General features: G+C 62.9%; 12 protein-coding genes and 1 riboswitch. Of the genes, 3 read left to right on the forward strand and 9 right to left on the reverse strand.

Annotation, left to right across the window (positions count from 1 at the left end; genetic code table 11):
• Positions 1-469: 469 nt before the first annotated feature.
• The 5 genes from QM596_RS16250 to QM596_RS16270 form a co-directional block, all read right to left on the reverse strand.
• A complete protein-coding gene (locus tag QM596_RS16250; RefSeq protein ID WP_283309428.1) occupies positions 470-1,171 on the reverse strand; it encodes a (2Fe-2S) ferredoxin domain-containing protein in 702 nt (233 codons plus the stop codon).
• Positions 1,168-2,229: an ABC transporter substrate-binding protein gene (locus tag QM596_RS16255; protein ID WP_283309429.1), complete on the reverse strand. Its 1,062-nt coding sequence runs from the start codon at positions 2,227-2,229 to the stop codon at positions 1,168-1,170. The genes QM596_RS16250 and QM596_RS16255 overlap by 4 nt, the downstream gene beginning before the upstream one ends.
• Positions 2,226-3,044, reverse strand: coding sequence for an ABC transporter ATP-binding protein (locus tag QM596_RS16260; RefSeq protein ID WP_019747122.1), 819 nt, complete (start codon positions 3,042-3,044; stop codon positions 2,226-2,228). Before QM596_RS16260 ends, QM596_RS16255 begins: the two co-directional genes overlap by 4 nt.
• The gene (locus tag QM596_RS16265) at positions 3,041-4,048 is read right to left on the reverse strand and encodes a FecCD family ABC transporter permease (protein ID WP_003945625.1); all 1,008 of its coding nucleotides are present in this window, start codon (positions 4,046-4,048) and stop codon (positions 3,041-3,043) included. Before QM596_RS16265 ends, QM596_RS16260 begins: the two co-directional genes overlap by 4 nt.
• A gap of 117 nt (positions 4,049-4,165) precedes the next feature.
• Positions 4,166-4,301, reverse strand: a riboswitch (cobalamin riboswitch).
• A gap of 16 nt (positions 4,302-4,317) precedes the next feature.
• Positions 4,318-4,830, reverse strand: coding sequence for a TetR/AcrR family transcriptional regulator (locus QM596_RS16270; RefSeq protein WP_021333144.1), 513 nt, complete (start codon positions 4,828-4,830; stop codon positions 4,318-4,320).
• 148 nt (positions 4,831-4,978) lie between these two features.
• On the opposite strand from QM596_RS16270, the gene QM596_RS16275 reads away from it, so the two are divergent.
• Genes QM596_RS16275 through QM596_RS16285 form a run of 3 tightly spaced genes read left to right on the forward strand, consistent with a single transcriptional unit; the run spans position 4,979 to position 7,215 of the window.
• A complete protein-coding gene (locus QM596_RS16275; RefSeq protein ID WP_283309432.1) occupies positions 4,979-5,920 on the forward strand; it encodes an alpha/beta hydrolase in 942 nt (313 codons plus the stop codon).
• A 10-nt stretch (positions 5,921-5,930) separates the two neighbouring features.
• Positions 5,931-6,878 (forward strand): cation diffusion facilitator family transporter, encoded by a 948-nt coding sequence (locus tag QM596_RS16280; RefSeq protein WP_228401927.1) that lies wholly within the window; start codon positions 5,931-5,933, stop codon positions 6,876-6,878.
• A 28-nt stretch (positions 6,879-6,906) separates the two neighbouring features.
• The gene (locus QM596_RS16285; protein ID WP_058039153.1) at positions 6,907-7,215 is read left to right on the forward strand and encodes a hypothetical protein; all 309 of its coding nucleotides are present in this window, start codon (positions 6,907-6,909) and stop codon (positions 7,213-7,215) included.
• A 57-nt stretch (positions 7,216-7,272) separates the two neighbouring features.
• Here QM596_RS16285 and epsC read toward each other — a convergent pair whose 3' ends face one another.
• The 4 genes from epsC to QM596_RS16305 all read right to left on the reverse strand — a co-directional run bounded on the left by epsC (position 7,273) and on the right by QM596_RS16305 (position 11,403).
• On the reverse strand, positions 7,273-7,851 hold the full coding sequence (epsC, locus tag QM596_RS16290) for a serine O-acetyltransferase EpsC (RefSeq protein ID WP_003945907.1): 579 nt from the start codon (positions 7,849-7,851) through the stop codon (positions 7,273-7,275).
• 5 nt (positions 7,852-7,856) lie between these two features.
• Positions 7,857-8,792 carry a cysteine synthase A gene (gene cysK, locus QM596_RS16295; protein WP_058039154.1) on the reverse strand — a complete coding sequence of 312 codons (936 nt, stop codon included), beginning with the start codon at positions 8,790-8,792 and terminating at the stop codon, positions 7,857-7,859.
• Positions 8,793-8,957: 165 nt separating this feature from the next.
• Entirely contained in the window at positions 8,958-10,787 is a 1,830-nt protein-coding gene (locus QM596_RS16300) for a phosphoenolpyruvate carboxykinase (GTP) (RefSeq protein WP_003945806.1), read from the reverse strand.
• 277 nt (positions 10,788-11,064) lie between these two features.
• Positions 11,065-11,403: a DUF6802 family protein gene (locus tag QM596_RS16305; RefSeq protein ID WP_058039155.1), complete on the reverse strand. Its 339-nt coding sequence runs from the start codon at positions 11,401-11,403 to the stop codon at positions 11,065-11,067.
• Positions 11,404-11,452: the final 49 nt, after the last annotated feature.

Raw genomic sequence — 11,452 nt, forward strand, 5'->3', positions numbered from 1 at the left:
GGATTCAGGCACTCGGCAGCCAACTCTCATAGCGTTGACATCGACGTTCACCGAACCTAATGCGCTAGCCTGAGCAGCATTGACTCATCGGTGCTGCGCGCATGGGCTACCGCCTTGCCCGTGGCACCTCGTGCAATTTCCAAAGGTTCCCCACACCTTCCCCTCCCCGTTGCAGACCGAACATTTGCCGTGCTGGCAATCCCGGCACCTATTGTCGTATCCCATGGTTCACTCCTCGAATTCGCATTGGTCTGAATATTTCTACCCAATCTCGATACTCATGGCAGTCGTCTAATTGACGGACAATCGCCACAGGGTCCTGGTTGCATTCAAGAGAAATCAATTCAGGCTGACCGGGTCCGCAAGAAATATTCGACCACTTGAATCGAATTGACCGTCTCACTGATGGACAGAACCCGCTGAGCGCACTTCGCGCCCAGCGGGTTCTTTGCTTTCACCGACCCGGTATCTACCGGTCCAGAACGTTATCCGCCAATCGATCCTCGCGACCGGACACCAAGGCCTCGGCATCACCGGCGTCCACGTGCCCGAACCAGGTACCGCCGGGGTTCGCGATCACCAACGGCCCCAGGTTGCACGGGCTCAGACAACCGGTTCCCGTCACCTTTGCCGAAGTGCCTTTGGCCGCCGCACTCATGGCCCGGTGGAGTGGCCCTGCTCCGTACGCCATGCAGCGGGGCCCCTTGCACACCAACAGATGTCTATCGTGCTGCTCGATCACGGACCAAGCCGGACTGCGATACGACGCCGGACTGGCAGTGATCGGCTTTCCGGCCGCGCCGAGTTCATCGATCACCTGCGCGGCCACAGCACCTTCGAGCGTTTCCGATTCGTGGAGCGAAACTTCCAGTTCGGCACCGATCCGGGTTTCGCGCCAGTTCGCAACCGCCTTGCTGGTCCACGTGAGCAGGTACCGATCCCTTGGCACCGCAACTGGAATCAACACGACCTTGCCCACGTCATCGGTATGCGCTCGATCGAGTTCCTCGTGAAGGCTCGGCGACGCGACATCGAGGTACGCAATACGAACGTCGGCGTCGGTGCCGGCCCGAACAGCGTCGAACATCCGTCGCGCGGCCGACTCGTCGAGGCCGCTGACGGTCGGCCGTAGTACGACGATCACCCGATGCGAACCACTGTCGACACTCATGCCGACGGCGCGGTTGTCCAGTCGATCCCGCTCGACGGAGCAAGTCCGAACTCTTCGATCTTCGCGCGCAGCTCTTCCGCGCCGTAGACGTTGGGGAATCCGCTGGTGAACATCGCGAGCGGGAGTACGACGAAGCGGTTCTGCTTGACGGCGTCGAGATCGCGTAGGCCTTCTCGGCTCTTGATCGCGTCGATCTTGCCCTGTACTTCGTCAGCGCTCTTCTTGTAGTCCATGATCACGATGACGTCGGGTTCTGACTTCGCGACGGTCTCCCAGCTCGCTTTGAACCAGGTGTTGTCGACGTCGGCGAACACGTTGGTTCCCCCGGCGACGTCGATGATTCCGTTGGGGGCTCCGTTGCCTCCGCTGGTGTACAGATCTTCTTCACCGCTGTCGTAGATCAAAACCTTCGGCTTGTCGGCGGCATCTGGCGCGGACTCCAGACGTGCCAAACGTGAATCCAATTCGGTCAATGCCTCGGCGGCAGTGTCCTCGGTTCCGAACAGCTTTCCGTAATTGGTCACGTCCGCACGAAGGGCATCCCACGGACCCATCGTGCCGAGCGCGGAATCCACTGCGGCACTCTGCCTACAACTATCGGAGATCACATATGCATCGATGTTGTTGCTCTGCAGCGATTCCGGCGTCACACCGGAGGCTCCCTTGAACAAGCCACTGTAGGAGCCGACCACCAGGTCCGCCTGCTTACCCAGAATCGTCTCCATCGTGATCGTTCCGTCCAGGTGTGGGACGTCCGCAATTCCAGGGCCGAACATCGACTCCATGATCGCGTCGTTGTTCGTGTTCAACACGACGGCCGCGAGACGATCCAAACCGCCGACTCGGAGAATGGTGCCGATATTGGCCGCATTGCTTGTCGCAACGACGTTCTCGATCGGAAGCTGGAAAGTGCTTTCGGTCCCGCAGTTCTCCACTGTCACCGAAGTCTTGTCTGCAGCTTCGTCGACGGGCGCGGTTGCCGAGCAGCCGGCAACTGTCAACAACGCTGTCGCGGCTACAACCGCACCGAACGACGCTCGAGTTCTGACATGTATCAAAGTGCACTCTCCGAAAATGATTGTTGTAGTTGAGAATTTCGTGATTCGAATACGAGGTGTGAACGGCCTGTCGCGGGGTTCACGAGCTCGAAAGTCTCGACGCCGAAGACAGTTGCCACCACCGAGGTGGTGAGTACGTCGGATGGATGTCCGAACGCCCTGGCCACTCCATCCGCGAGCACGAGCACCCGATCGCACACTGCCGCAGCCAAATCGAGGTCGTGCAGTGCCATGATCACCGTCCGGTCCAACGACCGGACCAGATCGAGCAGTTCGAGTTGATGCCGGATGTCGAGATGATTGGTCGGCTCGTCGAGGATGAGCACGCCGGCGTCCTGCGCGAGACCTCGGGCGAGAAATACCCGCCGACGCTCGCCGCCGGAAAGCGTGTCCATCGAAGAGAGCCGGTGCTCGATCATTCCGACCTCGCCCAGAGCACGATCAACGACGGCATTCTCGTGCTTTCCGCCGACACTCCAGGGCTTTGTATGTGGCGTGCGCCCCAGAGTCACGTACTCGTGAACCAACAAATCGGCGGGACTCTGCTCTTCCTGCGCCACAAAAGAAATGGCTTTGGCCCGCGAACGCGCGGACATCGCGTGCACGGACTCGCCGCCGACGCGGACGTCACCGTCAGCGATCGGTCCGAGACCGGCAAGCGCACGCAACAAAGTCGACTTGCCCGATCCGTTCGGACCGACGACGCCTACTACTGCACCGGCGTCCGCCGCGATGTCGACGCCCTTGACGACGGTTCGGCGGTCGATGCGGACAACGACTCCGGACGCGGTCACCGCCAGGGCGCGGGCGCTCACGAACTGCCACCGAATCGGTAGCGCCGACGGCCGAGAAGCAGGAGAAACAGCGGGGCACCGATCACCCCGGTCACCACGCTCAGCGGGATCTCGGTCGGCCGCAACGAGGTCCGCGCCACGACGTCGACCCACACCAGGAACGACGCGCCGATCAGCGCTGCCGCCGGCAACACCACTCGATGTCTGGCTCCGACAAGCATGCGTGTGACGTGCGGTATGACCAAGCCTACGAAGGCAATCGCGCCGGACACTGCAACCATCGTGCCGACCAACGCTGCCAGCACGCCGAACAGCACGTTTCGCAGGGTTCGGATGGGAATACCGAGCGAAGCCGCGACGTCCGGTCCGGCCGCCAGCGCATCCAGCCAACCGTGCAGGGCGAACACCGCTGCCGTCAGCAGGAACACTACGATGACCGGCGCCCACAACTTGTCCCAGGATGCCCCGGCCAAACTTCCCAGGAGCCAGAACAATACGGACTGCGCGGCCTGGGAATCATTGGTACGCAGCACCAGAAAACTCGCGATCGCCGACAGGGCGGATGCGGTAACGGTGCCGGTCAGAACCAATCGCAGTGGAGTGATACCGCCTTGCAGCGTCGCGATGGTGAAGACGAGAATCGCAGCTCCCAACGCCCCGATCATCGCGCCGAAACTGAGCGCCCACACTCCCGCGCCGGCGAACAGTCCGGTGGTGATGACGGCGGTGGCACCTACACTCGCGCCGGACGACACTCCCAGCAAGTGGGGATCGGCGAGAGCGTTGCGGACGAGGGTTTGCACCACCGCGCCGGCGACGGCAAGGCCAGCGCCGACGGCCAGACCGAGCAGTACCCGAGGTGCTCTGATCCCCCACACGATCGCAAGTTCGGAACGCGTGACGGGTGGGCCCCCGAAGCGCGAGTGCACCACGTCCACCACAGTGGACACGGGGAGCATCTCGGATCCGAATGCCAACGCGCACACAGCAGAGAGCACGGTGACGACCAGCAGAGCGGGCAGCACGATACCCGGACTGAGCCGTCCGCGAGGCGCACCAGCCTTCGGCGAAGGCAGGTGGGTAGGTGGAGACAGAGCTCCGCCAACAGCATTCATGGTGTGACCGATCCATCCTCGTGGCATGACACAACGTCAACGAGGGTGGTATCTGGCTACGGTCGACGCAGGGACGACCTCACAGTGGCGGGACCGCGCCGGAATTGCACCGACTTCCCATTACCTCGATGATGACGTCAGCACCATAACGGACCGCAGTCACCATTCGATACACCGGATCAGGATTCCGACGCGATCATCGATCTCGCCTGCCGCACGACGGCTTCCGTTCGCACTCGAAGGTCTTCGGGTGAATCCGATTCCAGCACAACCCGATGCACCTGGCTGTCCACGGCAGTCACAGTCAGCCGCGACGTCAACAACGCATCGTCCGCACTGAAACCGCGGCTCTGCAAGTACTCCGAAAAACCCAGTACCAGTTGCCGATTCATTCCTTCGACCTGCGCGATGAGCTCACGCGTACGCGGAACCTGATCGTAGAGCAGGTGAAAGAACTCTCGCGGCTTACTGTTCACTTCGACCGCGCACTCCACCAACATCCGGACGGCCTCGTCCGGGGTGAGCTCACGCTCGACGATGTCGGCAAGGCAGAGCGCAAAACTCTCCCGCGCAGCACTCACGTGACGGTTCGCCAACTCCGCGAGGATCTCGTACTTGTCGCCGAAATACTGGTAGAGCGAGCCCACCGACACCCCTGCCTCGTCAGCGATCCGGTTGGTGGTCGCTGCCATGCCCTCCGACGCGAAAACGCGAGTAGCTGCCTCCAGGATCGCGTCGTAGGTAGCCCTCGAGCGCTGCTGGGAGGGCCTTTTCCGCCGAGTCGACACGGTCCTCCGATGCGAGTTGTCAGCCGCGACGCCGGTACCGAGAATCGTGTAGGTGACCAGCGCCGATTACTCGAAGTTTATGCCCGACCGGTACACCGACCACATGCCGGCGCCGACCCCGACGTGGTGGGAGTGGAACGGCAACACCGTCCACGTCGCACGGGCAGTGGCTCCAGACGCGCCGGTTCGTGTTCTCGGCATCCACGGCGCCGGCGGCTACTCGGGCGCGTTGTGGCCGTTCGCCGGGATCGGCGTGAAACTCGGAGCCGAAGTCCTCTTCCCCGATCTTCCGCTGTACGGCGACACCGTCGTAGCCGATCCCGCCGGCGTCCGGTACGAGCAGTGGGTCGATCTCCTCTGCGATCTCGTCCGGGCCGAGAAGGCAGCCGACGATCGGCCGCTGGTGTTGTTGGGCGCCAGCATCGGCGGTCTGCTGGCCTACGAAGTAGCCGCGCGGACCGGTCTGTCCGACGCCGTCGTCGCCACCTGTCTGCTCGATCCCTCGAATCCGTCGGCCAGAGCTGCCGCGGCGCGCTTCGGCCCGATGGGTGTCTACGGCGCTCCCCTGATGCGCCGCACCGAACGACTGGTGGGCCGTATCCGCGTGCCCATCCGTTGGGTCGCCGACGTCGCGAACATGAGCAGCAACCGTGAACTCGCGACGCTGTGCGCAACCGATCCGCGCGGTGGCGGTGTTCGGGTGCCACTCGGATTCCTCAGCAGCTACTTCTCGTTCGAGCACACCGCACCCGAAGCATTTCGGACGACGCCCGTTCTGCTCACCCACCCGGCCGACGACCGATGGACGCCACCCGAACTGAGCTTGCAGTTCCTCCGCCGCATCAACGCACCCACCGAATTCGTGATGCTGGACGGGTGCGGGCACTTTCCCGTCGAAGAGCCGGGCCTGACGCAGTTCCACGACGCCGTCGACACACTGCTGCGCTCCGTCGCCGAGCGTCGTCACCGCACGAAACCGTCGTCACCCGCCTAGCCTGAGAATCGTGAGCACCGAAACGGAAGCATCGGCCGACGAGAGCACCACGACGGTCGTACTGGCGTTTGCGGCGAACGCGCTGATCGCCGGTGCCAAGACGGCGGCCGCCATCGTCACCGGATCTGCATCGATGGTCGCAGAGGCCACCCACTCCTGGGCCGATACCGGCAACGAAGTGCTGCTGCTGATCGCGAACCGCCGCTCGAAACGGGTTCCCGACCGAGACCAGCCACTCGGGTACGGCCGGGAGGCATACATCTGGTCAATGTTCGCCGCCCTCGGACTGTTTGCACTCGGCGCAGGTGTCTCGATCACTCATGGCATCCAGGAACTGTTCCATTCCGAACCGGCGTCCGACTTCGCTGTCGCCTACGCCGTCCTCGGCGTCTCGTTCATCCTCGAAGGCATCTCGTTCCGGCAGGCGTACAAACAACTCCGAAACGAAGCGTCCGCCGTGAACCGCGACGTCATGACCCAGGCACTCAACACATCCGACCCGACGACTCGGGCCGTGTTCGCCGAAGATGCTGCGGCACTTATCGGTTTGGTCATCGCGTTCGTCGGTGTTCTGTTGCACCAGGTCACCGGTTCGCCGATCCCCGACGCCCTCGGCTCCATCTTCGTCGGCATTCTCCTCGGGGTCATCGCAATCATTCTGATAGATCGGAACCGCCGCTTCCTGGTCGGCGAAGAGGCCTCACCGACGCTGCGGGCAGCAGCCGTCGAAGCTCTCACCCAACTGCCCGAGATCAACCGAATCACGTTCCTACGCATGGAATACCTCGGGCCGCGGCAGGTCTACCTGGTGGCCAGCGTCGACCTGGTCGGCGACTACGCGGAATCCCGAGTGGCCCACACGTTGCGCGAACTCGAACGCTCACTCGAGCAGAGCCCACGCGTCGTGCGGGCGATCCTGACCCTCTCGACGCCCGAAGAACCGTCGATCGCAGTCTGAACTTCCGGCCGGGCGATAGGCTCTTTCGATGCGCGCACTGATCGTGATTCTGATGGTTCTGGGATTTGCAGTCGGGGGAATTCCCCTGGTGGGCAGTCTGATCGACGTGATGACCAGTCCTGACGACACCATTGTCTATCAGGGTGCGTACGAACCGATCCGGGGTGTGCAGATGAGTCGCGACTACGAGTCGAGCCTGGACATCTCCTACATGGCGCTCCCAGACAAATCGCCCCAGTGGTTGATTCTCGCCTGCTACCCCCTGATCGGAGCAGCACTGGGCGCTCTGACGGCGGCCGTACTGGGACGTCTCGGGTGGCGCCTGACACGCGCCTGAGCAGACGCCGATGGCCACCCGTCGTCTACACGAGGGGTGGCCATCCGAGGAATACGTTCAGATGTACATCGCAGGGTCGATGTAACTGTTCGGGTCCACCAGTTTTTCCTTGGTGGTCCGTGGCCGCGCCACCGCCGGGATACCCGTCGCGATGGATTCGGCCGGAACATCTCTGGTGACAACGGCATTGGCGCCGATAGCGCTACCTTCACCGATGACGACAGGTCCGAGGATCTTGGCACCAGCGCCGACGGTGACCCGGTCTCCCAGCGTCGGGTGACGCTTGACCTGTTCGAGCGAGCGACCACCGAGAGTGACGCCGTGATAGAGCATCACGTCGTTACCGACCTCGGCCGTCTCCCCGATCACGACGCCCATGCCGTGATCGATGAAAAACCGCCGACCGATGGTGGCACCGGGATGAATCTCGATGCCGGTGACGAAGCGTGTCAGCTGCGAGAGCACTCGCGCCGGGCCGCGTAGCGCAGGGACGGCCCACATGCGATGTGCAACCCGATGCGCCCAAATAGCATGCAGCCCTGAATAAACGAGCGCGTTCTCCACATTGCTGCGCGCGGCAGGATCCTGACCGCGCGCAGCCTGCAGGTCCTCGCGAATTGTCCCGAGGATACTCACAAGTCTCAGTCCCGGATGTGTTCGAACAGCGGGGTGGAGATGTAACGCTCGCCGAAGTCGCACACGACAGCCACGATCAGCTTGCCGGCGTTTTCCGGACGCTTCGCCAACTCGAGTGCTGCCCAGACGATGGCGCCGGACGAGATGCCGCCCAGGATGCCTTCCTTGGTGCCGAGTGCGCGAGCGACCTCGATGGAATCGGGGAACGAGACGTCGATGATCTCGTCGTAGATCTCGCGATCGAGGACGTCGGGCACGAAGTTCGCGCCGATTCCCTGGATCTTGTGGGGGCCGGGCTGGCCACCGTTGAGGATCGGCGAGTCGATGGGCTCGACGCCCACGATCTTGACCTCGGGCTTGTACTTGCGAAGGGTGCGTCCGACGCCGGTGATGGTGCCGCCGGTGCCGATGCCGGACACGAAGATGTCGACGGCGCCGTCGGTGTCGGCCCAGACCTCTTCGCCCGTCGTTGCCTCGTGGATGGCCGGGTTGGCCGGGTTCGCGAACTGGCTGGCCGAGACAGCGTTCTCGGTCTGCTCGACGATTTCCTTGGCCTTGGCGACCGCACCGGCCATGCCCTCGGATCCCGGGGTCAGCACGATCTCGGCGCCGTAAGCACGCAGCATCACGCGACGCTCGGTGGACATGGTCTCGGGCATGGTCAGGATGACCTTGTAGCCACGAGCAGCACCGACCATGGCGAGTGCGATACCCGTGTTACCGCTGGTTCCCTCGACGATCGTGCCACCGGGCTTGAGTGCTCCGGACTTCTCGGCGGCGTCGATGATCGCCACGCCGATCCGGTCCTTGACGCTGTTGGCCGGGTTGTAGAACTCGAGCTTGACGGCGACCTGTGCGCCCAGGCCCTCGGTCAGACGGTTGAGCCGCACGATCGGGGTGCGCCCGACCAATTCGGTCACGTTGTTGTAGATCCCGCTCATATCTGGTCCTCCTGAGGATCGAGTGTGTCGACCCGCTCGCTGATCACTGCTTTACGGCTGAACTGCTTAACGGCTACAGGCAAGGGCATACAGACGACCGATGCCGCATCGGTTCATCAAATTGAACCAATGCGGCATCAGGCCACTACATACGGGGGCGGTTTATCAGGCCAACCGCTGCTTCAGAGCTTCGAACTCGTCGCGAATGCCGGTCGGCAGCTTCTCGCCGACGAAGTCGAACCACTCTTCGATGAGCGGGATCTCGGCCTTCCACTCGTCGATGTTGACCGCGAGGGCCTCGGTGATGTCGGCGTCCGACACGTCCAGGCCTTCGATGTCGAGTGCCGATCCGGTGGGAACGACGCCGATCGGGGTGTCGATACCGGCAGCCTTGTGCTCGATACGCTCGACGATCCACTTCAGGACGCGAGAGTTCTCGCCGAAGCCTGGCCACAGGAAGCGTCCGTCGTCGCCGCGGCGGAACCAGTTGACGTAGAAGACCTTGGGGAGCTTGGACGCGTCCGCGGACTTGCCGAGGTCGATCCAGTGCTGGAAGTAGTCACCGACGTTGTAGCCGAGGAACGGCAGCATTGCCATCGGATCGCGGCGAACCGTACCGACCTGGCCTTCGGCTGCTGCGGTCTGCTCGGAGCCGACCGTTGCACCCATGAAGACGCCGTGCTGCCAGTCGCGAGCCTCGGTGACCAGCGGAACCGTCGTCTTGCGGCGTCCGCCGAACAGGATTGCCGAGATCGGCACGCCCTTCGGGTCGTCCCACTCGGGAGCCATGATCGGGCACTGCGACATCGGGGTGCAGTAACGCGAGTTGGGATGAGCCGCATGGGTGCCCGACTCGGGCGTCCACTCATTGCCCTTCCAGTCGATCAGGTGCTGCGGGTCGCCTTCGAGGCCTTCCCACCAGACGTCACCGTCGTCAGTCAGAGCGACGTTGGTGAAGACCGTGTTGCCCTGGTCGATGGTGCGCATGGCGTTGGGGTTCGAGGACCAGTTGGTGCCGGGAGCCACGCCGAAGAAACCGAATTCCGGGTTGACGGCGTACAGCTGTCCGTCCTCACCGAAACGCATCCAGGCGATGTCGTCACCGAGGGTCTCGGCGCGCCACCCGGGGATGGTCGGCTGGATCATCGCGAGGTTGGTCTTGCCACAAGCGGAGGGGAATGCCGCCGCGATGTAGTAGGCCTTGTCCTCGGGCGAGATGAGCTTGAGGATGAGCATGTGCTCGGCCAGCCAGCCCTCGTCGTGCGCCATTGCCGAGGCGATACGCAGCGAGTAGCACTTCTTGCCCAGGAGAGCGTTTCCGCCGTAGCCGGAACCGAAGCTCCAGATCTCACGATCCTCGGGGAAGTGGGTGATGTACTTGGTGTCGTTGCACGGCCACGCGACGTCTTCCTGGCCTTCGGCCAGCGGAGCGCCCAGCGAGTGCAGCGCCTTGACGAAGAATCCGTCGGTGCCGAGCTTGTCGAGAACCTTGCTGCCCATGCGGGTCATGACGCGCATGGATACGACGACGTACTCGGAATCGGTGAGCTCGACGCCCAGCTTCGGGTCCTCGGCGTCGAGGGGGCCCATGCAGAACGGCACGACGTACATGGTGCGTCCACGCATGCAACCGCGGTACAGGTCACCCATGAGGGTGCGCATCTCCGCCGGGTCCATCCAGTTGTTGGTGGGACCTGCGTCGATTTCTTCCTTCGAGCAGATGTACGTACGCGATTCGACTCGCGCGACATCGGACGGATCGGAGTTGCCGAGGAAAGAGTTCGGCTTCTTCTCGTCGTTGAGGCGGGTGAAGGTTCCTGCCTCGACCAACTTCGTTGTCAGTCGGTCCCATTCTTCGTCCGAGCCGTCTGCGAAGACGACGCGATCAGGCTGGGTGAGTTCGGCAACCTCTTGCACCCATGCAAGCAGTTCCTTGTGCTGCGTGGGGGGCGTGCCGTCAGTTCCATTGAGACCGGGAATGGTCGCTGAGGTCATCAAACTCTCCTGGGGTGAGCCGGAACCGGGTTCTCGTGACACCGGATGCGAACTGCAGCGCCCCGATACCAGTCGATCCCGGTGTCCCCCTCTCGACGGGGTCCAGCCGCGTCATCCACTCACGTGGATTTCACGGACGCCGGGTGTCCTATGTATTGAGGTTAACGCTGGCTGTTCACCTGCAGGTAATCGGGTGCGGTCAGAAATGTCACAGAAACGATTCAGTTGGTGTGTTCAGGTGCCTACCCGGCGCTCAGAGCACATAAACGGAAGCTTTTCAGAGCGCTCCGGCATCGATTTTCTGCCACACGAGGGCGCCTTCGTCGTCTCGACTGCATTCCCAGGCCGAGTAGTCGCCGTCCGAGTCGATCATCGTGAGGCGATCGGCGCTACCGTCGCGATCGAAATCGGACACGATCACGACGGCGTCGTCGGAGTGGACGACACGGCTGTCGACCGTTCCGTCACCGTCCAAGTCGAAGGCGTCGAAGTTCAGGTCGCCGGCATCGACCGGTCCCGACGCGGGCCCGAAGGTCTCGGGCTCGATACGCCCAGGATCGAGCGCTTCGGCTTCGTGCCCGTCGATGTGTCCGGCCGTGATCAGAAATGCTTCCATTACTCCCCCTACTGGATGGTGACCTACTGCTTCGGCAACCCCTACCGAA

Origin of the sequence: Rhodococcus sp. IEGM 1406 (assembly GCF_030056745.1) — a bacterium.
In the GTDB taxonomy this organism is placed as follows: domain Bacteria; phylum Actinomycetota; class Actinomycetes; order Mycobacteriales; family Mycobacteriaceae; genus Rhodococcus_F; species Rhodococcus_F erythropolis.